Source organism: Gilliamella sp. ESL0443, from assembly GCF_019469165.1.
GTDB lineage: Bacteria > Pseudomonadota > Gammaproteobacteria > Enterobacterales > Orbaceae > Gilliamella > Gilliamella apicola_E.
On sequence record NZ_CP048263.1, the window covers coordinates 1741748 to 1766681 of the forward strand.

General features: G+C 34.6%; 24 protein-coding genes. 10 read left to right on the forward strand and 14 right to left on the reverse strand.

The annotated features are described in order from the left end of the window. Window positions 1-28: 28 nt before the first annotated feature. Window positions 29-1099, reverse strand: coding sequence for a membrane-bound lytic murein transglycosylase MltC (gene mltC, locus GYM76_RS07890; protein WP_065562304.1), 1071 nt, complete (start codon window positions 1097-1099; stop codon window positions 29-31). A gap of 9 nt (window positions 1100-1108) precedes the next feature. Continuing rightward, window positions 1109-1378: an oxidative damage protection protein gene (locus GYM76_RS07895; RefSeq protein ID WP_065562305.1), complete on the reverse strand. Its 270-nt coding sequence runs from the start codon at window positions 1376-1378 to the stop codon at window positions 1109-1111. A 200-nt stretch (window positions 1379-1578) separates the two neighbouring features. Here GYM76_RS07895 and GYM76_RS07900 point away from each other — a divergent pair, with 200 nt between their 5' ends. The 3 genes from GYM76_RS07900 to GYM76_RS07910 all read left to right on the forward strand — a co-directional run bounded on the left by GYM76_RS07900 (window position 1579) and on the right by GYM76_RS07910 (window position 4468). After that, window positions 1579-2790, forward strand: coding sequence for an aspartate aminotransferase family protein (locus tag GYM76_RS07900; RefSeq protein ID WP_220225112.1), 1212 nt, complete (start codon window positions 1579-1581; stop codon window positions 2788-2790). A gap of 67 nt (window positions 2791-2857) precedes the next feature. Next, window positions 2858-3469, forward strand: a complete 612-nt coding sequence (yihA, locus tag GYM76_RS07905) for a ribosome biogenesis GTP-binding protein YihA/YsxC (protein WP_370632546.1) — start codon at window positions 2858-2860, stop codon at window positions 3467-3469. Between the two features lie 12 nt (window positions 3470-3481). Then, window positions 3482-4468 carry a serine/threonine protein kinase gene (locus GYM76_RS07910; RefSeq protein WP_220225113.1) on the forward strand — a complete coding sequence of 329 codons (987 nt, stop codon included), beginning with the start codon at window positions 3482-3484 and terminating at the stop codon, window positions 4466-4468. 89 nt (window positions 4469-4557) lie between these two features. Here the strand turns inward: GYM76_RS07910 and GYM76_RS07915 are convergent, their stop codons facing one another. Beyond that, window positions 4558-4854: a GIY-YIG nuclease family protein gene (locus GYM76_RS07915; RefSeq protein ID WP_220225114.1), complete on the reverse strand. Its 297-nt coding sequence runs from the start codon at window positions 4852-4854 to the stop codon at window positions 4558-4560. A gap of 496 nt (window positions 4855-5350) precedes the next feature. Between GYM76_RS07915 and GYM76_RS07920 the strand changes: the two genes are divergently transcribed. The 7 genes from GYM76_RS07920 (at window position 5351) to GYM76_RS07950 (ending at window position 12778) form a co-directional block, all read left to right on the forward strand. Further along, the gene (locus tag GYM76_RS07920) at window positions 5351-6055 is read left to right on the forward strand and encodes a lipopolysaccharide core heptose(II) kinase RfaY (RefSeq protein WP_220225115.1); all 705 of its coding nucleotides are present in this window, start codon (window positions 5351-5353) and stop codon (window positions 6053-6055) included. A 189-nt stretch (window positions 6056-6244) separates the two neighbouring features. Beyond that, window positions 6245-6823: a hypothetical protein gene (locus GYM76_RS07925; RefSeq protein WP_220225116.1), complete on the forward strand. Its 579-nt coding sequence runs from the start codon at window positions 6245-6247 to the stop codon at window positions 6821-6823. A 100-nt stretch (window positions 6824-6923) separates the two neighbouring features. Further along, window positions 6924-7367 (forward strand): hypothetical protein, encoded by a 444-nt coding sequence (locus GYM76_RS07930; RefSeq protein ID WP_220225117.1) that lies wholly within the window; start codon window positions 6924-6926, stop codon window positions 7365-7367. Between the two features lie 441 nt (window positions 7368-7808). Continuing rightward, a complete protein-coding gene (locus GYM76_RS07935) occupies window positions 7809-9104 on the forward strand; it encodes a 2-hydroxycarboxylate transporter family protein (protein WP_065562313.1) in 1296 nt (431 codons plus the stop codon). Window positions 9105-9217: 113 nt separating this feature from the next. After that, window positions 9218-10378: an NADP-dependent malic enzyme gene (locus GYM76_RS07940; RefSeq protein WP_065562314.1), complete on the forward strand. Its 1161-nt coding sequence runs from the start codon at window positions 9218-9220 to the stop codon at window positions 10376-10378. 107 nt (window positions 10379-10485) lie between these two features. Then, window positions 10486-12102, forward strand: coding sequence for a DcuS/MalK family sensor histidine kinase (gene dcuS, locus GYM76_RS07945; RefSeq protein ID WP_065562315.1), 1617 nt, complete (start codon window positions 10486-10488; stop codon window positions 12100-12102). 4 nt (window positions 12103-12106) lie between these two features. Beyond that, window positions 12107-12778, forward strand: coding sequence for a response regulator (locus GYM76_RS07950; RefSeq protein WP_220225118.1), 672 nt, complete (start codon window positions 12107-12109; stop codon window positions 12776-12778). Between the two features lie 53 nt (window positions 12779-12831). Here the strand turns inward: GYM76_RS07950 and yfbR are convergent, their stop codons facing one another. The 11 genes from yfbR to mraY form a co-directional block, all read right to left on the reverse strand. Continuing rightward, window positions 12832-13425, reverse strand: a complete 594-nt coding sequence (gene yfbR / locus GYM76_RS07955) for a 5'-deoxynucleotidase (RefSeq protein ID WP_065562317.1) — start codon at window positions 13423-13425, stop codon at window positions 12832-12834. An 81-nt stretch (window positions 13426-13506) separates the two neighbouring features. Next, entirely contained in the window at window positions 13507-14451 is a 945-nt protein-coding gene (lpxC, locus tag GYM76_RS07960) for a UDP-3-O-acyl-N-acetylglucosamine deacetylase (RefSeq protein WP_065734818.1), read from the reverse strand. Window positions 14452-14488: 37 nt separating this feature from the next. Next, window positions 14489-15622: a cell division protein FtsZ gene (ftsZ, locus tag GYM76_RS07965; protein WP_370632624.1), complete on the reverse strand. Its 1134-nt coding sequence runs from the start codon at window positions 15620-15622 to the stop codon at window positions 14489-14491. A 92-nt stretch (window positions 15623-15714) separates the two neighbouring features. Then, window positions 15715-16968: a cell division protein FtsA gene (gene ftsA / locus GYM76_RS07970; RefSeq protein ID WP_065562320.1), complete on the reverse strand. Its 1254-nt coding sequence runs from the start codon at window positions 16966-16968 to the stop codon at window positions 15715-15717. Window positions 16969-16989: 21 nt separating this feature from the next. Then, the gene (locus GYM76_RS07975) at window positions 16990-17823 is read right to left on the reverse strand and encodes an FtsQ-type POTRA domain-containing protein (RefSeq protein ID WP_081299464.1); all 834 of its coding nucleotides are present in this window, start codon (window positions 17821-17823) and stop codon (window positions 16990-16992) included. A 14-nt stretch (window positions 17824-17837) separates the two neighbouring features. Further along, window positions 17838-18746, reverse strand: a complete 909-nt coding sequence (locus tag GYM76_RS07980; protein ID WP_065734816.1) for a D-alanine--D-alanine ligase — start codon at window positions 18744-18746, stop codon at window positions 17838-17840. A 2-nt stretch (window positions 18747-18748) separates the two neighbouring features. Continuing rightward, on the reverse strand, window positions 18749-20197 hold the full coding sequence (murC, locus tag GYM76_RS07985; protein WP_370632547.1) for a UDP-N-acetylmuramate--L-alanine ligase: 1449 nt from the start codon (window positions 20195-20197) through the stop codon (window positions 18749-18751). A gap of 97 nt (window positions 20198-20294) precedes the next feature. Next, window positions 20295-21341 (reverse strand): undecaprenyldiphospho-muramoylpentapeptide beta-N-acetylglucosaminyltransferase, encoded by a 1047-nt coding sequence (gene murG, locus GYM76_RS07990; RefSeq protein WP_220225119.1) that lies wholly within the window; start codon window positions 21339-21341, stop codon window positions 20295-20297. Continuing rightward, entirely contained in the window at window positions 21341-22492 is a 1152-nt protein-coding gene (gene ftsW / locus GYM76_RS07995; protein WP_065562324.1) for a cell division protein FtsW, read from the reverse strand. Before ftsW ends, murG begins: the two co-directional genes overlap by 1 nt. Beyond that, window positions 22489-23823: a UDP-N-acetylmuramoyl-L-alanine--D-glutamate ligase gene (gene murD, locus GYM76_RS08000; protein ID WP_220225120.1), complete on the reverse strand. Its 1335-nt coding sequence runs from the start codon at window positions 23821-23823 to the stop codon at window positions 22489-22491. Before murD ends, ftsW begins: the two co-directional genes overlap by 4 nt. Window positions 23824-23846: 23 nt before the next feature. After that, on the reverse strand, window positions 23847-24929 hold the full coding sequence (gene mraY, locus GYM76_RS08005) for a phospho-N-acetylmuramoyl-pentapeptide-transferase (RefSeq protein ID WP_065734813.1): 1083 nt from the start codon (window positions 24927-24929) through the stop codon (window positions 23847-23849). Between the last annotated feature and the right edge of the window lie 5 nt (window positions 24930-24934).

Genomic DNA, 24934 nt, shown 5'->3' on the forward strand with positions numbered 1-24934 from the left:
TGATAGTCCTATAAAAAATAGATACTTTTTATTTATTATCTAGAATTCTACTAACTTTGATAAGATAATTTCGTGACTCTTGAGAAACATGTGAAGTCACTAATTTGCGATAAACTTGTTGAGGTGTCATGGAGTTAATTATATTGATCGCCTCATTTCGGTCATCAGAAAAAGTACGTAATACACTTCCAGCCCCACCATTATAAGAAGTGATCATTGCATATCGTAGTGATATTGGATTATTTATGCCTGCTAAATACTTCGTTTTTAGTAAAGATAAATAGGCAGTTCCCATATCAACATTATTACGAGGGTCAAGTAAAAACTGACGACTCGGTTCACCTGGTTTTCCACGCAACTTGAAGATATCTCGACCAGCAGTATGTTGTTGTACTTGCATTAATCCTAATGCATCTGTACGACTTACCGCAAATGGGTTAAATGCTGATTCAACTTCCATAATAGCTAAAATCAATCGTTCATCAATAAAGTAACGATTTGAGGCTTCAGTCACTAAAGGTAAGAATTTTCTTGCACGTTGATTAATGTGGTTTGGAACAAGTTTGATTTCAACATAAGTGATTTTATGAGCTCCAGAAGAGCGTACTTTTAAATTATTGGCAAGCAAATAATCGGCAAAGCTATTTGCCCTACCACTCCAACGAATTGGTTGTCTTTCTTGATCAAGAACCTGGTTATATAAAAAAGGTTCTTGTGATAAATCCTGACTTATTTTATCTCGCCTGATAATATCAACAGGTTCTGGCATAAGTAATGTTGATACAATTGCGTCCTTCAAATTATTGATTGGTGTATCAGATAAAGTTTCGATGGTAATTATCCCAGAAACAAAATTGATATGAACTCGAGTTTGTAGATTATCTTCATATTGAACATAATCTTTAGGACCAGCAATAAGAACCTCTTTAGGTCCCCAGATTTGTTCTATGTTATTAGCGTACTGACTTATTAAAATATTAAATGCATTAGTATCTTTTATATAATAGTCTTCATCAGTTTTTTTGTTATTTGAGCCAGGACAGGCTGTTAATAAACTTACTGAAATGAGTAATGTCAGAATTTTAAAATTGTTTTTCATTGTAATCTCTCAATTTTCAGGTTTATATCCATCAATAACCACATCTTCACCTTCAAACAAAAACTTTATCATTTCGGTTTCAATTTTTTTACGATGTTCTAAATTCATCATATTAAGCTTATTTTCATTAATTAACATTGTTTGCTTCTTAAGCCATTCTTGCCATGCTATTTTAGAAATTTCATTATAAATACGCTTGCCTAGCTCTCCTGGGTAAAGCTGAAAATCTAGACCTTCGGATTCTTTTTTTAAATAATGGCAATAAATAATACGACTCATATTTATTCCTATTTTATTAACGATTATTAATTAATCGCTAATTATACCCGAAAATAATTGCAGAAAAGAATAAAATATACAAAATATCCAACTTTTTTAAATGAATATAAATTCAGTATTTATGAATAAATATTTACTTTACTATCTTTATAAATAACATAAAATAGAAAAATACTGTTAGATAAGATAAGGATCGTATAATGCAGCCAGAAATAACACGAGAACTGTTTGACAAAGTAATCCTACCCGTTTACTCACCAGCTAAATTTATACCTATTAAAGGGAAAGGTAGTAGAGTATGGGATCAACATGGTGAAGAGTATATCGATTTTGCAGGAGGGATTGCGGTTAACGCGCTTGGTCATTGCCATCCTAGGCTAATTAATGCCTTACACCAACAAAGTGAACAATTATGGCATGTAAGTAATGTTTTTACTAATGAACCGGCTTTACGCCTTGCCCAAAAAATTATTAATAATACCTTTGCTCAGCGCGTTTTCTTTGCTAATTCAGGCGCTGAAGCAAATGAAGCTGCTTTCAAATTAGCAAGATACTATGCGGCTCAAAAATATACTCCTTATAAAACTAAAATTATCTCGTTTTATCAATCGTTTCACGGTCGCACCTTTTTTACAGTATCAGTGGGTGGACAAGCTAAATATTCCGATGGTTTTGGTCCTAAACCTGCTGATATTATTCATGTCCCTTTTAATAATTTAGATGCCGTTAAAGCAGTAATGGATGATCATACGTGTGCCGTAGTGTTAGAACCAGTACAAGGAGAAGGAGGATTAACCTCAGCAACACCAGAATTTTTAAAAGGTGTACGAGCGCTTTGCGACCAATATAATGCCTTGTTAATCTTCGATGAAGTACAATGTGGAATGGGAAGAACGGGTACTTTATACACTTATCAACAATATGACGTAGTTCCAGATATTTTAACTTCCGCAAAGGCACTTGGCGGAGGATTCCCTATCAGTGCAATGTTAACAACCGATGACATAGCATCAGTAATGCACCCTGGTGTTCACGGCACAACTTATGGTGGCAACCCTCTTGCTTGTGCAGTTGGTTGTGAAGCATTTGATATTATCAACACACCTGATGTACTTCAAGGCGTTCAAAAACGCCGAGCAATCTTTATTGAACAACTTGAAAATATAAATGATAAATTCAAAGTATTTCGAGAATACCGTGGTAAAGGACTACTTTTAGGTGCTGAATTACAGCCAGTGTTTCATAATAAAGCACGTGACTTCTTGAATGTTGCCTCCGAATTTAAAGTAATGATCCTTAATGCAGGACCAAATGTGCTTCGTTTTACCCCTTCACTAATTATATCTGAAGACGAAATAAACGAAGGAATGAACCGACTTAGTAAAGCAGTCGAAAAAGTTGTCAATTCCTAAGTTTTTCTATACAGTAACGGCATTTTAAGTGATTAAGTGCCGTTAATGCACTTAAAGGACATTTTTTATGACCGACATTCGACCATTAAACTATGCTAAAACGCATTTTATTTTAAGTGCCCCCGATATTTCACATTTACCAATTGATAGTGGCGTTGAAGTTGCCTTTGCCGGCAGATCTAATGCCGGTAAATCAAGTGCACTTAACACATTAACCAATCAAAAATCTTTAGCAAGAACTAGTAAAACACCGGGACGAACGCAACTTATTAACCTATTTGAAGTGGAAGAAAATTGTCGTTTAGTCGATTTACCGGGCTATGGTTATGCACAAGTTCCGGAAGCGATTAAACGCAAATGGCAAAAATCATTAGGCGAATATCTGCAAAAACGAGAAAGCTTAAAAGGCTTAATTGTATTAATGGATGTTCGGCATCCGCTTAAAGATCTCGACCAACAAATGATTGAATGGGCTGTATCAGTTGATATTCCTGTTATGCTACTGTTAACTAAAGCCGATAAACTCGCTTCAGGCGCATTAAAAAAACAGGTTAACATGGTTAAAGAAGCTATCTTACCTTTTCAAGGTGATATTACTGTTGCACCGTTTTCATCGCCAAAACGTATCGGCTTAGAGCCTTTGAAAAAGAAATTAGACCAATGGTTCAGCCAGCAATAAAGGAACGCTAAAATGGATAGTTCAGCCTTTTCATTTCAATCATTATCACCCGATGTTATTTTTGCTAGTTTGGCAACCGTTGGTATTCGGGTTGATTCCGGGCTGACTGCTTTAAATAGTTATGAAAATCGTGTCTATCAATTTTCTGATGAGGATCGCATACGATATGTCGCCAAATACTATCGCCCTTATCGTTGGAATCAGGCACAAATTCTTGAAGAGCATCAATTTACTAAGCAACTATCAGAAGCTAATATTCCTGTCGCTGCACCATTAACCTTTAATGGTCAGACTTTGCATGAATATGAAGGCTACCTATTTGCTCTGTTCCCAAGTGTAGGAGGACGGCAATATGAAAGTGATAATATCGAGCAAATGGAATCGGTAGCCACTTTGCTGGGACGTATTCATCAAATTGGTGCAAAACAACCTTTTATTTATCGCCCCACAATTGGACTGGAAGAATATCTTTATCAGCCTAAAGAAGTTTTGTTAACCTCTAATTTGATCCCTAAGAAAATCCATGACGAACTCAAGACCAGTTTAACCCACTTAATACAGATTGTTGAGCAGCATTGGCATACCGATTGGCAACCAATTCGCCTTCATGCTGATTGCCATGCGGGTAATATATTATGGCGTGATAGTGCCATGTTTGTCGATTTTGATGATGCACGTAATGGACCAGCGATTCAAGATATTTGGATGTTACTCAATGGCGATCTAAAAGCGCAACAATTGCAACTTGATAGCATTCTTGAATGCTATCAAGAGTTTTATAATTTTGATATGAACCAACTGAGTTTAATTGAACCACTTAGAGCAATGAGAATGGTGCACTACCTGGCTTGGATAGTTCAGCGTTGGCAAGACCGAGCTTTTCCAATCGCATTTCCTTGGATAATCGATGCTGATTTTTGGTATCAGCAATTAGCTGAATTTAATCGTCAAAGTCAAGCCATTAAAGCGCCACCGCTACAATTGATGTCAATGTTTTAAATTGAGCAGTATCAAGAATAAATTACGCCAAATAACCTCTATTGCAAATCAGGACAATAATATCATTCAATATTCTGCAATTGAGCAAATCATCGATTGATCAAAGTTAATAAATTCACTAAGTCGGGGTCGTTTGCCAGCAGTTGCTCTTTTTTCTGTTTAGAAAGCTGTTTTATACGATACTCAAGTTTCAATGCGGTTGATCTGTCACCTACACTGATTTGATAAACAACGGTTAAATTATGATGCCCTTTAAGGTGTTTAGCTCCTTTACCATTTTGATGCTGGCGTAAACGCCTGGCGACATCAGTTGTGATACCGGTATATAAAGAGTGTTTAGCCGTTCTGATAATATACAAAAACCAAATAGCAGAATGATTACCCATAACCAAATTTAAAACGTAGATGTAATTTAGATGGATATAATACGCTGTTTAACCAATTTAATCAGTAAAGTCCTGTTCTATTATTAGAGATGATCGGTTTGGTAGATCGACATCTTTGTCAAAGAGCCACATTAATGTCATATCATCCTTTTTATATTTGACAATGCTAATACAAGGATTTAGCCTAATTTGTATAATTCTATCAACTGATAACAATAAACTCATTTGTATTTAATCGCTAAGCTAAATTGCATAATTAGAGTAAAGATTGATTTAACTTTATTGGCAATAAATACACTGAGACATAGCAAAAATGCTATTGTAGTAAACGTTACTTGCCCGCCTTTTGCCAATTTTATGTAAAATAAACTTCAGCTAACTAGTAACCAATATTTTTTCGCACGCATCACCTGTTAATATTGACTGTTTCATTTACTTTAAGCTTGATAGTGTTTAAGATAAACTCATTTTTTGATGTATCTTAGGACTTTAAAACTTGAATAACTTTGCAAACATTATTGAAATCGATCGCGGCAATATGAAGTTCGCTTACGTACAAAATGATGAGATAAATTATTTGGAACTTTTTGACCAATTTTTGGCCGAAGAAGGACATCATGAGCTACTCGATCCAAGTGATAAAATTGAGAGATATACTTATCTAATTAATCACAATCAATCTAAATTTATTTTCAAAATTGATGGCGGTGTTGAGCATCGTTTAGAACGTAGACTTATTGCTAAAATAACTGGTGATTTTTATTTTAATCTAATTCGTAAGCTAGCTAAAATTTCGTTGGATAAATGCGATATCGCTTATGAACTCTATTTAGTTGCTTTTGATAAAACCACCAATCGCCACTATATGATCTTTAATTTTATAGAAGGACGCTCATTAACATGGGATGAAATGCGTGAATATGGAGAACAAGTTAAAGCATGCATTGAAAAACTGCATAGCTATAGTCTTGTTTCAAACGATGTTCATGGTGGTAACTTTATTTTAACTCCAGACGGTAAAATCAAAGCAATAGACTTAACTAACTCCGGTTTTATTTGGTTAACTAAAGCCAATGATGCAATCGAATTACGTGAACGCTTTGGTATTAAAATTAATGTTCCTTTCATGGCTATGGCAATTAAAAAATTTACTCACGGATTTAAACGGTTATCGCGTAAAATTCGCGGTAAAGAAGATTAATAAATTAAATGAGAGAAAGACAAGCTTCTCTCATTTTACTGCAAATAAATATAATTAATTCAATATATTAAATTATACATTTTAATGCTTTTCAGCTCTAAAAAATATTTAAATCCTTCTGTTCTAAATACTGGTAAATACTTTTATAACCGTTTAGAATAAAACTAATCATGCAAAGAAGGATGAGTTATGAGAAAGTTAATTGGTTTTACTGTTTTAGTTGCGTTGCTAACTGGTTGTTCTTCTCAGAAGATGCTGTCAATCTATCAAACAGAAGGTGTAGAAATTACTCAAAACACTTCTGGTGAGGATATCATAAATAAATACATTACTTCACGACCTATCCTTTATTCTTCATTATCACTCTGTATTGCACAAGAACTTGATAATAGCCCAGTAGTTTTGAACCGTGAAAACTATTTAAGTTCGGCATGGTGGCCATATTATAATATGCCTTCTCAACAAGCAATTACGATAAATGGTGGTGATACTATCAAATTAGTTGAAGGTAATAATATTGTTGCTAACGCTGTTACCAATTATCAATCACAATCCAAATACTTCGTTAGTTATACATTAACCGCAACTCGCAATGCCAAAAATATCCGTTACCTATTTAGCAATATCAAACAAGCTCAACAATATACTGGTTCTATTGGCAATGAAGGGTTTGAAAATGTAAAAACCTTAGAAAGAGCCCACCCAGATTTAGTTATTGATGCACTCAATAAAGAAGTCGATAAAATTCAAGCTTGTTTATTACATTAATACTGCATCCTCAAAAAAAGTTACAGTTGAGGAACGTTTTTTTTTAGTCTAAAATCTATACACAATTTTTATCAAAACTTTTTAAAAAGTAAAACTCATCATGAAAAAAATTCTTTTTTTATTATTGCTTCCATTTTATAGCTTTGCACAAAATGACATAAATGACTTTTGGAAAAATGATTTTTGGCAAATTAATAAAGTAGTAAATCATAAATTGGATTTATTTGAGTTATCGAAACCTCCCGCTGAAAAAATACATATAAGTTCAAATGGAACGAAATATATTTACGGTAACTCGTTAACCTTTAATATTAATGGTACTTTCATATCAAAATACTCTGCCTGGTGTGGTAACGATTGTTTTACCCGTTCAGAAGGTACTTTTGAAAAAATTGATGAAACACATCTTCGATTACAAATCAATTTATTCCAGCGTTCTGGCGACTGTGAAGGCGTAGAAGATAAAACAGTTCGAGATTTAGGAACCTTTGAAATTAAACCAACTGAAAATGGCTATCAATTAGTTAAATTAAAGGATGAGTGAAGACTAGCTATAAAATAATAAACTAAGAAGCTAATAAGCAAGTAATATCCTTCTTTTCAGTATATTAATTAAACTAACTCCTTAATTTATTATTCCCTAAATTATTTGTTATCTATTAGATAAACAATACAAAAATTGTTGATTCATTGATGTATAAAAAAAGTTGAGGAGCGGGGTTTTTTAAGTCTAAAAATAGTCAAAATTTGACATCAATCCATTCTTTAATTAGATAACTGATAAAAGTCTTTCTAATAAATTAGTCATTACTAATTCTTCCATTTTAAAGGTGACTTTGTCATAAAAACCTATATAAATCAATCATAAAATTATTAAGATACTTACATTAGTTACAAAACTAGTTAGTTAACTTTCTTATTCTTCTGATTTCTTTCTGCATAACTATACTGCATATGTGCTATAAAAAAATAAAGAGGTTTAGTTATGAGTATGTTACAAGATATAAAAGAAAACAAAATGTATATAGGTTCACTTCCCCTCCCCATATTTTTAGTTTGTTCGATTATCGTTATTATTGCTGCACAATTAGATATGCTACCTAAAAGCCTTATTGGTGGTTTTGCTGTGATATTACCTTTAGGTTGGTTTTTAGGCACTGTCGGGCAGAATATTCCATTTTTCAAAAAATTTGGGGCGCCTGCCATTTTGTCACTTATTGTTCCTTCATTATTGGTTTACTACAACGTTTTTGATGAGAATACTTTATCAGCAACAAAGATGTTAATGAAAGACTCTAACTTTTTACTCTTTTATATCGCCAGTTTAGTGTGCGGTAGTATTCTTGGTATGCATCGAGTTATTTTAGTTCAAGGCTTTATTCGAATGATGATTCCGATGCTATTAGGTATGTGTTTAGCTGCGTTTGTTGGCGTCTGTGTCGCCGTAGCTTTTGGTGATGATTGGGAGCACGCCTTCTTTTATACAGTTTCACCAGTAATGGCAGGAGGAATTGGTGAAGGTGTTTTGCAACTTTCCAATGCCTACAGCAATATCCTTAATCAAGATTATAATGTTTTTGTTAGCGCATTAATTCCTGCAACTGTTGTAGGTAACTTTTTTGCAATCACTTTTACGGCGATTATGAGCCGAATTGGTGAAGTTAAACCTCACTTAAGTGGGCACGGTCAATTAGTAAAAATTGAATTTGATGGCTTAGCTGAAGCGTTAAAAGATGATAAGACACCTCTTGATGCTCGTGCAATGAGTGGCGCAGTTATGATTTTAGCTACGCTATTTATCTTCGGTATGATTTTAGAAAAAGTAACTCATTTCCCTGGTCCTGTTTTAATGATTATTGCTACCGCTGTAGTTAAATATTTTCGTTTATTACCAGCGAGTGTCGAACGAGGAAGCCAACAATGGTACAAATTTATCTCAGGCAACTTTACCTTTCCATTAATGGCAGGACTTGGGCTACTTTATATAGATTTAAATAGCGTAGTTAAAGTATTAACTATCCCATACTTTATTACCATTATCTCTATCGTCTTCACTGTTTCAATGACAGGATTTGTTTGTAGCTTCTTCTTAAAAATGTATCCAGTTGAGGCATCTATTATTTCATCTTGCCAAAGTGGAATGGGTGGAACTGGTGATGTAGCAATACTTTCAACAGCCAACAGAATGAACTTGATGCCTTTTGCTCAAGTTGCAACACGATTAGGGGGAGCTTTAATGGTGATATGCACCACGGCACTGATGCGTTATTTACATATGTAGTTTTATAAACATTAAAGAATGAATTAGAAGTTTTAAAAGCAGTTTGAGATAAATATTGGTTTGATCTCAAAAAATATTAAATATAGTTTTAAGTATTTAAAAAGGTAAGCATTATGACAACAGTACAAGAAAAAGCGTTAGCAATCAGTAAACAAATGCACGGTAAATTTGAAACCCACTCGAAAGTCCCTGTTAATTCAATGGCAGATCTTAGTGTTGCTTATACACCAGGAGTTGCGGCAGTTTGCACAGAAATTGCTAAAAATCCCGATTCAGTTTATGAATATACCAGTAAACGTAATTTAGTTGCGGTTATCACTGATGGTTCAGCTGTTTTAGGGTTAGGAAATATTGGGCCAGAAGCAGCAATTCCAGTAATGGAAGGCAAGGCAATTTTATTTAAACAATTTGCAGATGTTGATGCAATACCTTTATCAATTAATACTCAAGATCCAGATGAGTTAGTTAAACATATAGCAGCATTAGCGCCCTCATTTGGCGGTATCAATCTAGAAGATATTAGTGCACCAAGGTGTTTTGAGATTGAAAAACGATTACAAGAATTATTAGATATTCCTGTATTCCATGATGATCAACATGGTACAGCAATCGTTGTATTAGCAGCGCTTTATAATGCACTTAAAGTTGCAGGTAAGTCGATCGAATCGGCCAAGGTGGTGATTAACGGTGGCGGAGCAGCTGGTTTAGCAATTGCCGATATGTTATTAGCCGCTGGAGTAACCGATCTTAAAATTGTCGATAAGATTGGTATTTTATCCGAAGATGATCTTTCTTTACCACCTCACCATTTAGCCATGGCGAAGAGAACCAATAAGAACAAACAAAAAGGTACATTACAAGATGCGGTTAAAGGTGCTGATGTGTTTATTGGTGTTTCAGCCCCAGGAGTATTAAAAGCAGATTGGGTTAAAACGATGGCAGAAAAATCAATTATTTTTGCTATGGCAAATCCAACACCAGAAATATTCCCAGACGAAGCTAAAGCAGCTGGTGCTTATATTGTCGGTACTGGGCGTAGTGATTATCCGAATCAAATTAATAATGTTCTAGCATTCCCTGGCATATTTAGAGGCGCTTTAGATGCTAGAGCAAAAAATATTACATTGGCCATGCAGCTTGCAGCAGCAAAAGGATTAGCCAATATCATTACACCTGACAAACTATCAATTGATTGTATATTGCCAAATGCATTTGAACCTAATGTAGCCAAGGTGGTTGCTGAAAGTGTAAAAAATGCAGCAAATAATCTTTAATAGTCGATTAAATTAGCTAAAAACCTACTAATACGAAATTTATTAGTAGGTTTTCCTGCCTAATAAGTTATGATAGTAAGTGATCGCTTTTTATACAGTAAATGAGAATGAGATATTTATTTAATAAATTACCACTCAAAGTTAAGTTAATAAGCCTGATTTGCTTAGTGTTTATACTTTCAGTTATTGCACAAAATATTTATATTGTTCATGTAGTGAATAACGAATATCTTATCAACTCTCGCCAACGAGTTGAGAATATCGCAAATATTATCTCTACATCACAAAGTATCATTGACGAAATACAAAATCCAACACCACAAAATATTGCTTCCATTCAAAAAACAACAGAACAATCCAGAGTATTAACACAAACTGATTTTATTGTGATATTTAATATGCAAGGCGTTCGATATTCGCATCCCGATGAAAATAAAATAGGTCAAACTATAGTCGGCGGAGATGAACAGCGCGCATTAAATGGTGAGTCCTATACTTCAATTGCGAAAGGCACATTGGGAGATTCTGTTCGGGCTTTTAAGCCAATTATGAATGATAAAGATCAACAAATTGGTGTAGTTTTAGTTGGTCAGACCTTGCAAAAAATTAATCATTTAGCATCAAGAACAAGTCAGCCGATTTGGCTATCCTTGTTTGCTTCATTATCGATAGCTATTCTTTTGGCCTATTTGTTATCTCGCAATATAAAGAAAATTTTATACGGCCTTGAGCCAGTTGAAATGGCACAGCTATTTGCTGAGCGAAATGCTATTATCCGAACGGTAAAAGAAGGCATTGTGGTTATCAATCGAGATGGATTAATTACACAGATCAATGATGAAGCAATTAGAATTTTGCGCATTAAAAAAGATAAAGAAAATATTATAAGCTTACCTATTGGTGACTTTATTCCAAATACTCGACTGCATGAAGTGATGATGAGTGGAAAAGCTGAATATGATTGTGAACAAAATATTAATGGGGTGGTGATACTAACCAATCGAACTCCATTATTTGTTAATGATATTTTAGTTGGAGCTATTGCTTCATTTAGAGATATGACAGAAGTACGTAGATTGGCAGAAAATTTAACAGGAGTTAATCGTTATGCCGATGCTTTACGTTCACAATCTCATGAGTTTAATAATAAATTACATGTCATTTATGGGTTAGCCTTTAATGACAATAAATCTGAATTAATTGATTATCTTGAAGAAATTATTGGCAATCAACAAGCGGAATCTAAACTTGTCAGTCAATATATTAAAGATCCAATTATTGCAGGATTTTTAAATAGTAAATTTAGCCGAGCACGTGAGCTAAATGTGACATTAACGTTTAATATTGATGGTATTTTGGCACCAATAACAGATACATCTGTGACACATGGTTTAGTTACAATACTTGGTAATTTAATTGATAATGGACTTGATGCAGTACAATTTTTAGATGATAAGCAGATAAAGGTGAGTTTAGTTATTGATAATTCTAATTTTCAGATTGAAATCAATGATAATGGTGAAGGTATTTCTGAAAATGATATTCAATATATTTTTCAAAAAGGCTATTCGACAAAGGGCGATAATCGTGGTTTTGGGCTTTATTTAGTGTTAGCTAGTATTGATGAGTTAGATGGGCAAATACAATTATGTGATTCTGATAATAAAAAAGGGACTTGCTTTAAGGTATTATTACCATTAGAAGAGATTTATAGGAAAAAATAATCATATGGTAGAAGTTTTAATTGTTGAAGATGATCCGATGGTAGCAGAGCTCAATAAAAAATATTTGCAAATGCTTCCTGGTTTTAATTTAGTGGCAACTGTTACTAATGGCGAACAAGCGCTACATTTTATCCATGATAATCATATTGATCTATTGTTGCTTGACGTTTTCATGCCAAAACTAAATGGTCTTGATCTGTTAAAATATATTCGAATTAGTTACCCTAAAATAGATATTATTATGGTAACCGCCGCATGTAATACCAATGATATCCAAACCGCATTACGTTTAGGAGTCATTGATTATATTGTTAAACCCTTCACTTTTGAGAGATTTCGTACGGCTTTGATTTCATATCAAGAAAGGGTTCGCCTATTATCATCTTCCGAAATACTAAACCAGAATCAATTAGATGATCGAATTTTCACTAAAAACTTTAATACTACAAATAGATTACCAAAGGGAATCGACTCACAAACTTTACAATCTGTTCGAGATGTTATTGTTAACTATCAACAAGATTTCTCTATGAGCGATATTATCGAATTGATTCCTTTATCTAGGATATCGGTTAAGAAATATCTTGATTATTTAGAAGAGTTAGGAGAAATAGAAAGCCATTTGACCTATTTACCAATTGGCCGTCCAGTAAAACGTTATATTTATCAAAAATAGTTTATTTACTTCGTTATTAATTGTGCTGTAAATGATTACTCAGTTGACTAAAACTATTCATCCATTGTAATTTCATCTAATGATAAGCTGAAACTTGGGACAAATACATCTAAAAAATAATCCATTTCTGGAGTATTACGATCTGATAATGTTTTTTTCAATCGTTGTTCTGCTAACCTAAACTCATTATTACCCGCACTAAGCTCTTCAATTGTTTTAAGATATGCACACAAAGCATCTGCTTGTTTTACAATGCTTTTTTCATCTTCATCATAATAATCGTCATCAATTAGTGTTTTAAAGTCATCTTGTAACTCTTTTGGCAACATATTAATGAGTTTATTTTGAGCTATTTTTTCAATCTTTTTGTATTCAGATGTGATCTGTGGGTTGTAATATTTAGTTGGTGTCGGTAAATCACCCGTTAATACTTCTGATGCATCATGATACATAGCCAGTAATGCTATGCGTTCAGGGTTAACATTACCATTAAATCGTTTGTTTTTAATTATCGCTAAAGCATGTGCAACAAAAGCAACTTGAAGGCTATGTTCTGATACATTTTCAGTTCTCACGTTACGCATTAAAGGCCAACGATTAATTAGTTTTAAACGCGATAAATGAGCAAAAAAATGGCTGTTATTCATTATGATTATCTCATTGATTCTAAAATAAAAAACGCCTCCAAATCGGAAGCGTTAGTAAATTTATAATACGATTTTAATGACTTATGCTAAAACAAGCTGTCTTGTACCTAAAGCAACAGGAACATTTTGTTCTTCATCAAAGGTGACATATTCCCAAGCATCTTGTTTAGCTAATAACGCTTGCAATAGTTGGTTATTTAAAGCGTGACCTGATTTATAACACACTACTTCACCAATCATATTATGGCCACTCATGTATAAGTCACCAATGGTATCTAGCATTTTATGACGTACAAATTCATCTTCAAAACGAAGACCATCTTCATTAAGAACTTTATAATCGTCAACAACAATTGCACAATCTAAGCTACCGCCTAAACATAATCCTTTAGATTGTAATGCTTCAATATCTCGCATAAATCCAAACGTTCTTGCACGACTGATTTGACGAATAAAAGACTCTGAAGAAAAATCCAATTGGTAACGTTGTGAACTGTTATCAATAGCTGGATGACGAAAATCAATAGTGAAATCTAATCGAAAACCACTATATGGTCTTACCTCTGCCCATTTATCACCATTTTCGACACGAACAGTTTCTTTAACTCGTATGAATTTTTTCAGCGCATTTTGCTCAGTAATTCCAGCATCTAATAATAAGTAAACGAATGGGCTTGCACTTCCGTCCATAATTGGGATTTCGGGCGCATTTACTTCAATAATAATATTATCTATACCGAGCCCAGCTAATGCAGAATTGATATGTTCAACAGTTGAAATACGAACATTATCTTCATTAACCAAACAGGTACAAAGCATTGTATCACGCACAGATTTTGCATCCACAGGAAAATCAACATACGGATTTAAATCTGTACGGCGATAAATAACACCTGTGTTCTCTGGCGCAGGACGTAAAGTCAAAGTAACTTTTTTGCCAGTATGTAAACCGACACCAGTTGCTTGAATTGTCTTTTTTAAGGTTCTTTGTTTCACTTCGCACCTACTCTTTTTATTCGCTTCCATTATCCATTAGACAATAAGAAATCAAATAAGTTCAATACTAATTAGCCTGCTTACGGATAAAAGCAGGAATATCTAAAATTTTATGTTCTTCCATTGGAGAAACCGCTGGTTCATTAACAACTTTAGGCATTGGTTCCTCTTGTTGCTGTGGCAAATGATTTGTTTGGCCAAATAATGAACCATGTGATGTAACTGGCTTATTAATTTTAACTTCTGGACGTTTATCCATACCAATACCAGTTGCAACTACTGTAACACGAATTTCATCAGACATGTCTGGATCAAATGTAGTACCAACAACCACAGTTGCATTGTCAGAAGCAAAAGCTCTAACAGTACTACCAACAGTTTCAAATTCTTCTAAACCAAGATCAAGACCAGCTGTAACATTAACTAACACGCCACGTGCACCCGATAAATCAATATCTTCAAGTAACGGGCTTGAAATAGCCATTTCAGCAGCTTCTTCGGCACGGTTATCACCACTCGCACGACCAGAACCCATCATAGCGTAACCCATTTCGGACATTACCGTTCTAACGTCGGCAAAGTCAACGTTGATATGACCAGGTTTGGTAATTAATTCAGCAATACCTTGTACTGCACCTTTTAAAACACCATTAGCAGCAGCAAAAGCGTCTAATAGCTTAACGCCTCGACCTAATACTTTTAATAATTTATCATTTGGAATTGTGATAAGAGAGTCAACGTGTTTAGCTAACTCAGCAATACCTTGCTCAGCAAAAGCCATACGTTTTTTACCTTCAAATCCAAAAGGCTTTGTAACAACAGCTACAGTTAAAATACCGAGTTCTTTAGCAATTTCTGCAACAACAGGAGCTGCACCTGTTCCTGTTCCGCCACCCATTCCGGCTGCGATGAATACCATGTCGGCACCCTCAATCGCACTACGAATAACATCACGATCTTCTTCTGCTGAATTCCTTCCCACTTCTGGATTAGCTCCAGCACCAAGTCCTTTGGTCACATTATTACCGATTTGGATAGTTTGACCAACTTTAATTCTTTTCAATGCTTGTGCATCAGTATTTGCTGCAAAAAACTCAACGCCTTCAATATGTTCAGCAATCATATGCTCAACAGCATTACCGCCGCCGCCACCTACACCAATAACTTTAATGACTGCTGCTGGCTCATCATCCGCAACCATAGGCTCAAACATAACTTATCTCCAAATTTACGATCTAACAACATTGTACAGATAACCAGCTACAATGTCTACGAAGTTATTAAATATATTAGCTAAAATTCTTTTTTAAACCAACCGGTCAATCTTTTAGCTATCCCTTTCAATGATGATTTATTGCTATCTTTAGTATCATCATTTAATAAACTTTGTTTTCCATAGTGCAATAAGCCTACGGTTGTAGAACAATAAGGCTTTTGCACATAATCAGTTAATCCTGAAATATTCAAAGGTTGTCCAATACGAACTTGATTTTGAAAAACTTTTTCAGCACACTCAACCATGCCTTTAATTTGAGCTGCTCCACCAGTTAAAACAATCCCTGCCGCCAACTGATATTTCACATTTTGTTTCTTAAGTTCATCTTGTAACACTAGTAATTCTTTTTGGACTAAAGATAAAAGTTCTGAATAGCGTGGTTCTATTACATCTGCTAATGTTTGTCTTTGTAATGAGCGTGATGGTCGTCCTCCAACACTCGGCACATCAATAACTTCATCTTTACCAACTAATGAACCGACAGCACAACCATAACGAATTTTGATATTTTCTGCATCCATTGGCGGTGCACCAAATGCATAAGCGATATCACTAGTAACAACATTGCCAGCATAAGGAATAACTACCGAATGACGTAATGCACCACCGGTATAAACAGTAACATCCATTGTTCCGCCACCGATATCAATAACACATACACCTAATTCTTTTTCATCATCAGTCAAGACTGCATAACTAGAAGCCAACCCAGAGAAAATAAGTTGATCAACTTTTAAACCACAACGTTCAACAGCCTTAACAATATTTCTTGCCATATCATTATGACAGGTGACCAAATGAACTTTCGCTTTCATTCTTACACCAGATAATCCGATAGGATTTTTAATACCTTCTTGTAAATCAATTGAATACTCTTGAGCAATAACGTGCAAAATACGATGTTCATCTAATATTCGAACGGACTTAGCTGTATGAACTACGTTTTCGACATCTTCTGCCGTAACCTCTTCATCAGCAATTGGCACCATACCTATTTCATTTTGACAACGAATGTGTTTACCCGATAGGCTTAAATAAACAGAAGATATTTGGCAATCAGCCATTAATTCAGCTTGGTCAACTGCTCGTTGGATTGATTTAACAACTGATTCAAGGTCATTTACACCACCTTTATCAACGCCTTTCGATGGACAATGTCCAACACCTATAATATTGACCACACCATCAGGAAGCACTTCACCGACAAGGGCAAGTACTTTGGATGTGCCAACTTCAAGTCCAACAACCAATTTTTTCTCTGTTGCTTTCATACTTAAGCCTTTATTTATTCCTTATTGCGATATTTTTTCTCGTTGTACTGCGATGCCGTTTTCATAACGCAAATCAGCAGCCGTTATTTTTTCATCAGCTGGCATTCTAGACTGAATTTCAGGAAATAATTTAATAAATTGTTGATAGCGTTGTTCTATTTTTTCACTACCAACTATCAATTTTATATCCTGACTTTCAGAACATAAATCAGCTGTACATTGTTTAATCAGCAATTGCCAAGCATTACGTTCATCAGCTATAGCTGCTTTAATTTCTGATGCAAACTTGTTATTAGCTAACTTTCTAGAAATTTCTTCTAGCTTAAAATACGTTTCTAATATTGTTTTTGCTTTACCTTCAGGGCCATATATCCTAGGTAATTGCAATTCACCCAAACGATCTAATGGCACACTAAATACATTGCCAGCATTATCAAGTAGATATAAATCATTCCAGTAAAATGCAGGTTTGTATTCTTCAATATAAACAATCAACCTATCCGGCCATTGCTTACGGATACTAGCTTGTTTAACCCAAGGGTATCGCATTATTTCTTGTTGAATATCGTCAACATCCTGTCCTATATAGGTATTTGGCAATCCTAAACCTAATATTGCTTGTCGAAGATCATCTTCAGTTGTGTAAGTATACTCTCCACTTAAAGTCAATTGTGATAAAACCATCTGATCTGGATCTTCCATCCAGTTCTTAACACAATTGATAGCCCAGGCACTAATACAAATAATTATAATAAAGAACAAAAAACCTATCATTTGTTCTGAATTACGAAAAACAAGCAACCTTCTTCTATTTTGGTGTTCTCGTTTGTGTGCTGCTTGTCGGACTTTTTTCATAAAAATAAAGCCAATTATATGGTTGCTAATTGTAAAATACGTTTAACCAATTCACTAAATGACCATCCGTATTCTTTTGCTGCCATTGGTACTAAACTATGGTCTGTCATGCCTGGAGCAGTGTTTACTTCAAGTAAATATGGTTTTTCATTATTATCAAACATAATGTCCACTCTACCCCAACCTCGGCAACCAACGGCTTTATAAGCATCTAAAGCTAATTTACGAATCTCTTGTTCTTTTTCATCAGATAATCCGCTTGGACAGAAATATTGGGTTTTATCTGACAAATACTTTGCATCATAATCATAAAAATTGGTAGCAGGCTTAATGTAAATTGCTGGTAAAACCTCATCACCAACTATCGCAACGGTAAACTCAGGGCCTGATAAAAACGATTCAACCATTACGGTATTATCATATTTGAATGCAACATCAATAGCAGCTTTTAATTCTTCTGCCTTATCAACTCTTGTCATACCAACACTTGAGCCTTCATGGCTTGGTTTAACAAATAATGGTAATCCAAGATTTTTAACAATATTTTCAATGTCAATTAATTGCGATTTTTCAACCATAACGTAATCAGCAACAGGTAAACCAAGTGATTTCCAAACTAGTTTTGTTTTTAACTTATCCATGGTTAAAGCTGATGATAAAACATCACTTCCGGTATAAGGAATGTTTTGATAAGTTAAAATAGCTTGGGTAATACCATCTTCGCCACCTCGACCATGTAAAATAATAAAAGCTTTAGTAAACCCTTCTTGCTTCAAATTTGTTATACAATGATCTTTAGTATCGATAAGATGAGCATCAATACCATTTTCTTGTAACCCTGAAAATACTGCTTTACCTGATTTTAGTGATACTTCTCGTTCAGCAGAGGTCCCACCATACAACACAGCAACTTTATCAACCATTATTATAAAACCTCTTTTGAAAATAGTTGGCTACTGGCTAACTGACGGGCAACTCGGCCAACGCTTCCAGCACCTTGAGTTAATAACAAATCCCCACCTTGTAATAATTCTTTCATTATTTCAGGTAGAAGATCTAAATCAGAAACATAAATTGGATCAACTTTTCCACGATTACGAATTGAACGGCAAAGTGATCGACTATCTGCGCCTGCAATAGGCTGTTCACCAGCAGAATATACATCTAACATAACTAACGCATCAACTTGAGAAAGAACCTGCGCAAAATCATCAAATAAATCACGAGTACGCGTAAATCTATGTGGTTGAAATAACATCACCAATCTACGGTCAGGCCAACCATTTCGAGCAGCCTGAATTGTGGAATTAACTTCGCTTGGGTGATGTCCGTAATCATCAACCATCATAATATCTTTTCCATTTCCATCAGGAAAAATACCTAATAGATCGAATCGACGGCTAGTTCCAGCAAATTTTGCTAAAGCTTGTATAATTGAATTATCATCAATACCATCTTCAGTCGCAGCGATAATTGCTGCTGCTGAGTTTAAGGCATTATGTTTGCCAGGTGCATTTAATTCAATTTCTAAATCGTTATGATCTGGGCGACATACTGTGTAGTAACTAACGCCTCTTTCCTGACGATAATTTTTAATAACAACATCGGCTTCTTCACTAAAACCATAAGTGATAATTTTACGACCAACAATCGGTAACAATTCACGATTAATAGGATCGTCATAACACATAACAGCTAATCCATAAAAAGGAAGATTACGTAAAAAGGAAATAAAGGTTTGTTTAAGATTCTCAACACTTCCTTGATAAGTATCCATATGATCAGGTTCAATATTAGTTACTATAGATACCATAGGCTGTAAGTGTAAAAATGAAGCATCACTTTCATCGGCTTCTGCAATAAAATATCGACTACTACCTAATCTAGCATGGGTTCCTGCTGCTTTAACCAAACCACCATTTACAAAAGTTGGATCGAGTTTAGCTTCTGCATAAATAGCCGTTACCATTGCTGTGGTAGTCGTTTTACCATGGGTTCCTGCAATAGCTATACCATATCGAAAACGCATTAATTCGGCTAACATTTCAGCTCGTTGAATTACAGGAATACGAGCTTCTCTAGCTGCAACGACTTCTATATTATCTTGAGAAATCGCTGATGAGATAACAACAACACTTGCACTAAGAACATTTTCAGCAGCATGTCCGATAACAATCTTTGCGCCTAATGTTTCTAAATGTTGTGTTACTGCATTTTCAGCAATATCAGAACCGCTAATTTGATAGCCTTCATTAGCAAGAACTTCAGCAATCCCTCCCATTCCGGCACCGCCAATACCCACAAAATGGATATGTTTGACACGTTTCATTTCTGGAATGATTGCTCTTAATTCAGCTAATTCCTTAGTATTCACTATTAAACCCCTGGTTAATTATTTATTAAGTAAAGTCATTTTTTGATCTCAAACAGAACTTAACAAAACTGTTACTTAAAATTATAAATAAAATTCGTTATTTTACCACTGAAATCAGTGTTTCTGCCACTCTTTCTGTCGAATTTATAATGGATAAACTTTTCGCTTTTACAGCCATTTCAACTAATTCTTGTCGACTTAGGTTTGAAAGTAATTGAAATAATGAATCAACATTAAAATCATGCTGTTCAATAATCTTAGCTGCATCAATATCAGCTAAAGATTTTGCATTCCAAAATTGCTGGCGATCTTTATGCATAAAAGGAACAAAAATAGCACCAATACCAACAACTTCTATTTCACTCACAGTTAATGCACCGCTTCGACAAATAACTATATCAGCCCAACTATAGGCTTCTTTAACATCACTAATAAATTCTGTTACTTGGTTAATGTTACAGTTCTGATAAGATTTAATTACATCATCTAACATTCCTTTGCCCGTTTGATGCCAAACAATAAATTTATCAGACAATTTTGATATTGCTTGAGGAACAACAGTATTGATTACTTTGGCGCCTTGACTACCACCCATAACCAAGACTCTAATAGGGCCTTGTCTATTTTTGAGTCTTTCACTGGGTTCTTCAATTGTTAATAAGTCACTACGAACTGGATTACCAACCACTTCAGCATTTTTAAATGCTGTTGGAAAAGCTTGTAAAACTTTAGTTGCAATTTTAGCCAAATATTTATTTGTTAATCCCGCAATGCCATTTTGTTCATGTAGTACCACTGGAATACCTAAACTTTTGGCAGCTATTCCACCAGGCCCTGAAACATACCCGCCCATACCTAAAACAACATCAGGACGATACGCTTTTAAAATTTTCCTAGCTTGTAAAACAGCTTTCAATATTTTATAAGGCGCTTTTAATAATGCTAGTTTACCTTTGCCACGTAGTCCTGATATTTGAATAAAGTCTATTTCAATTCCATTTTCAGGCACTAACTGTGCCTCCATACGATCAGCTGTACCTAACCATCTTACTTGCCAACCTTGTTTCATTAAATGATGAGCAACAGCAATACCAGGGAATACATGCCCACCAGTACCACCAGCCATGACTAATAACTTTTTCATTATTTAATTGACCTTATTCTTGCTTGAGCTTGTTGTTGTCTAAACTCAAAATCTATTCTTAGTAATATTGCAACTGCAATACTCATTACAATAAGGCTTGAGCCGCCATAACTAATAAATGGCAAAGTTAAACCTTTTGTAGGTAACATACCGGATGTTACACCAACATTAACAAAAGTTTGAAAACCAAACCAAATGCCGATTTCACAAGCCAAATAGCCTGAAAATTGAGATCCTTCGTTTAACGCCCGATATCCTATAGCTAATGCTTTAAATGTTAGAAAGAAAAGTAATAACAACAAAGCTACGACACCGATATATCCATACTCTTCTGAAATAATTGAAAAAATAAAATCAGTATGACATTCAGGTAGATAGCGTAATTTAAAAATAGAATTACCAATTCCTTGTCCAGTTATACCACCATTACCAATAGCCATTAATGAAGCAACAAGCTGATAACCGGCTCCAGTGGCATCTTGCCATGGATCAAGGAATGTCATTAAACGTGTCAAACGGTAAGATTCATATAAAATAAGGCAAGCAACTGCACCAACCCCAGTTAGTAAAATGGCAATAAATTGCCATAATTGTGCACCAGCAATAAATAAAATGCCAATTGTGACCATGAATAATACAATCACCGTACCTAAGTCAGGCTGTTTTAGTAATAAAATTGATAAAACAGCCATCACCACCATAGGTTTAAAAAAGCCCCAAAATCCGTTTTGAACTTCATCTGATTTACGAGCTAGATAACCTGCTAAAAATAGAAATAATGATAATTTAGAAAGCTCAGCTGGTTGAAAATTAAAAACACCTAACGGAATCCAGCGCGACGCACCATTAATTGAAGAACCAATCCCCAAAACCACTATCAGCATGATAATTGAAATAATTAATAAAACTGATCCAAATTGTTGCCAACGTTGCATAGGAATATATAAAGCTATACACATTAAAAATAGCGACATTCCAATTTGGATTAACTCGCGTTGGGTATAAAAGAAAGGAGCACTTTCACTAAATGCCATTGATGAGGATGTCACCATAATTAAACCAAATATCATTAAACCAATCACTGTCCAAAGCAACTGGTTATCGAAAGGAATATTTGGATTTACTTGTTTTCTTATCCAAAAGAATGTCATTTTTCACCCCTTTGAGTATACTGCTTAGCAAGTTGTGCAAAAAGATTTCCGCGTTCAATGTAATTTTTAAACTGATCTAAACTTGCACAAGCAGGCGAAAGCAACACCACGTCTTTTGGTGCTACTTTTTTAGCTATACATTCAATAGTTTCAGCCATCGTTTCTGTAATCGTTGATATATTAGGAGCTAAATTAGCAAGTAAATTTCGATCTCGTCCAAAACAGAAAATTTCAATATTTCTACCTTTTAAATAAGGAATCAAAGGTGAAAAGTCTGCTGATTTGCCATCTCCACCTAGCAACAAAAACAATTTTCCATTACATATAACACTATTTAAAGCAGCTTCTGTGCTACCTACATTTGTTGCTTTAGAGTCATTAATCCATTTTACCCCATTACTATCAAATACTAACTCAAAGCGATGAGGTAACCCCTGAAAATTAGCAATAGTTTTCAAACTTGAATCACGATCAATGTTTAAACTATCGGCAATAGCTAATGCTGCTAATGCATTCAAATAATTATGACATCCAATTAATTTCATTGCGTTAGTCGCTAGGACTGGCTTTTGTTGTGCAATCAAGTATTCATAATTATCATCTAAATGATAATCTCCAGCCTTTATTCCAAATGAAACACAGTGGTGATGATTATTCTTTGGTTTAGTTAATTTATCATCATGATTAATTACACAACATTTTGCATTGTGATAAATACGTTGTTTAGCTTCAGCATACTGCATTAAACCAAGAGGATAACGATCCATATGGTCTTCGGAAATATTCAATATTGTTGCCACAGAAGCTTGTAAGCTTGATGTCGTTTCTAACTGAAAACTCGAAAGTTCTAACACATAAATATCACAATCTTGTTTTAATAGTGAAAGAGCAGGTTCACCGATATTGCCACCTACGCCAACTTTTAATCCAGCCTCTTTGACAATATCCCCAACCAATGTAGTAACGGTTGTTTTACCATTTGCCCCTGTAATAGCAATAATTTTTTTATTTCTATCTTGATTAACTTCACGGCAAAAAAGCTCGACATCACCAACAATCTCAATACCTTTTTCAGCGGCTTTTTGTAATTCAGGTGTAGATAATGCAATACCAGGACTGGCAATAATCAGATCTGCTTCAAATAGCCAGTCTATATTTAGATTTCCTAAATGATAAATAACACGATCATCTAATTGCTCTAATCCTGAAGGAGATAAACGTGTATCAATCACTTTCGGTATAACATTCTGAGCAAGAAAATAGTCAACACACGAAAGTCCTGTTATCCCTAATCCGATAATAACAACTTTTTTACCTTGATAGTCAACCATGATGCAATCCTACTCTATTTTATTTAACGTAATTTCAAGGTTAATAAACCAATTACGACTAACATCAGTGAAATAATCCAAAACCGAACAATTACTCTTGGTTCTGGCCAACCTTTTAATTCATAATGATGGTGAATTGGTGCCATTTTGAAAATTCGTTTACCTCTTAATTTGAACGAGCCTACTTGTAAAATTACGGATAATGTCTCTATAACAAAAATTCCACCCATTACTAATAATAAAAATTCTTGTCTCAGTAGTACTGAGATAATCCCAAACACACCACCTAAAGCTAACGAGCCTACATCACCCATAAAAACCATCGCCGGATAGGTGTTAAACCATAGAAAGCCAAGACCTGCACCAATGATTGCAGTACAAACAATCATTAGTTCGCCACTAAATTTGATATATGGAATATGTAAATATGCAGCAAAGTTAACATTACCTGTCGCCCAAGCAACAAGAGCAAAACCAGCAGCTACAAACACAGTTGGCATAATTGCTAAGCCATCTAAACCGTCAGTAAGATTTACTGCATTACCTGCACCAACAATAACCACATAAGTCAGTAAAATGAACCATAACCCTAATTGCGGCATAACATCTTTGAAAAAAGGAACAACTAATACTGTTACGGAACTATCTTTCCCATATGCATAAAGACCAAAAGCCACAATTAATGCAATAACTGACTGCCAAAAATATTTCCACCTAGCAATTAAACCCGCAGTATTTTTACGGATAACTTTTAAATAATCATCAGCGAACCCAACAAGACCATAACCAAGTAAAACAAATAAGGTTACCCAAACATAAGGATTTCGTAGATCTGCCCATAGAAAAACAGAAAACGAAATAGAAGCTAAAATAAGCGTTCCACCCATTGTTGGTGTTCCCTTCTTACTTAAATGAGATTCAGGACCATCGTGGCGAATAACTTGACCAATTTGTAATTTTTGAAGCCAATCAATTACTTTTTGCCCCATAATTAACGAAATTGCCAATGATGTTAATAACGCAAGAATAGCCCTTACCGTTAGATAAGAAATAACATTAAAAAAAGTAAAATATTTAACTAAATATTCTGATATCCACACCAACATAATTT

What these genes read in the sequence shown, in the direction of transcription:
- mltC (WP_065562304.1), bottom strand. Translation starts at nt 1,099, where the DNA reads ATGAAAAACAATTTTAAAATTCTGACATTACTCATTTCAGTAAGTTTA.
- GYM76_RS07895 (WP_065562305.1), bottom strand. Translation starts at nt 1,378, where the DNA reads ATGAGTCGTATTATTTATTGCCATTATTTAAAAAAAGAATCCGAAGGT.
- GYM76_RS07900 (WP_220225112.1), top strand. Translation starts at nt 1,579, where the DNA reads ATGCAGCCAGAAATAACACGAGAACTGTTTGACAAAGTAATCCTACCC.
- yihA (WP_370632546.1), top strand. Translation starts at nt 2,858, where the DNA reads ATGACCGACATTCGACCATTAAACTATGCTAAAACGCATTTTATTTTA.
- GYM76_RS07910 (WP_220225113.1), top strand. Translation starts at nt 3,482, where the DNA reads ATGGATAGTTCAGCCTTTTCATTTCAATCATTATCACCCGATGTTATT.
- GYM76_RS07915 (WP_220225114.1), bottom strand. Translation starts at nt 4,854, where the DNA reads ATGGGTAATCATTCTGCTATTTGGTTTTTGTATATTATCAGAACGGCT.
- GYM76_RS07925 (WP_220225116.1), top strand. Translation starts at nt 6,245, where the DNA reads ATGAGAAAGTTAATTGGTTTTACTGTTTTAGTTGCGTTGCTAACTGGT.
- GYM76_RS07930 (WP_220225117.1), top strand. Translation starts at nt 6,924, where the DNA reads ATGAAAAAAATTCTTTTTTTATTATTGCTTCCATTTTATAGCTTTGCA.
- GYM76_RS07935 (WP_065562313.1), top strand. Translation starts at nt 7,809, where the DNA reads ATGAGTATGTTACAAGATATAAAAGAAAACAAAATGTATATAGGTTCA.
- GYM76_RS07940 (WP_065562314.1), top strand. Translation starts at nt 9,218, where the DNA reads ATGACAACAGTACAAGAAAAAGCGTTAGCAATCAGTAAACAAATGCAC.
- dcuS (WP_065562315.1), top strand. Translation starts at nt 10,486, where the DNA reads ATGAGATATTTATTTAATAAATTACCACTCAAAGTTAAGTTAATAAGC.
- GYM76_RS07950 (WP_220225118.1), top strand. Translation starts at nt 12,107, where the DNA reads ATGGTAGAAGTTTTAATTGTTGAAGATGATCCGATGGTAGCAGAGCTC.
- yfbR (WP_065562317.1), bottom strand. Translation starts at nt 13,425, where the DNA reads ATGAATAACAGCCATTTTTTTGCTCATTTATCGCGTTTAAAACTAATT.
- lpxC (WP_065734818.1), bottom strand. Translation starts at nt 14,451, where the DNA reads ATGGAAGCGAATAAAAAGAGTAGGTGCGAAGTGAAACAAAGAACCTTA.
- ftsZ (WP_370632624.1), bottom strand. Translation starts at nt 15,622, where the DNA reads ATGGTTGCGGATGATGAGCCAGCAGCAGTCATTAAAGTTATTGGTGTA.
- ftsA (WP_065562320.1), bottom strand. Translation starts at nt 16,968, where the DNA reads ATGAAAGCAACAGAGAAAAAATTGGTTGTTGGACTTGAAGTTGGCACA.
- GYM76_RS07975 (WP_081299464.1), bottom strand. Translation starts at nt 17,823, where the DNA reads ATGAAAAAAGTCCGACAAGCAGCACACAAACGAGAACACCAAAATAGA.
- GYM76_RS07980 (WP_065734816.1), bottom strand. Translation starts at nt 18,746, where the DNA reads ATGGTTGATAAAGTTGCTGTGTTGTATGGTGGGACCTCTGCTGAACGA.
- murG (WP_220225119.1), bottom strand. Translation starts at nt 21,341, where the DNA reads ATGAAAAAGTTATTAGTCATGGCTGGTGGTACTGGTGGGCATGTATTC.
- ftsW (WP_065562324.1), bottom strand. Translation starts at nt 22,492, where the DNA reads ATGACATTCTTTTGGATAAGAAAACAAGTAAATCCAAATATTCCTTTC.
- murD (WP_220225120.1), bottom strand. Translation starts at nt 23,823, where the DNA reads ATGGTTGACTATCAAGGTAAAAAAGTTGTTATTATCGGATTAGGGATA.
- mraY (WP_065734813.1), bottom strand. Translation starts at nt 24,929, where the DNA reads ATGTTGGTGTGGATATCAGAATATTTAGTTAAATATTTTACTTTTTTT.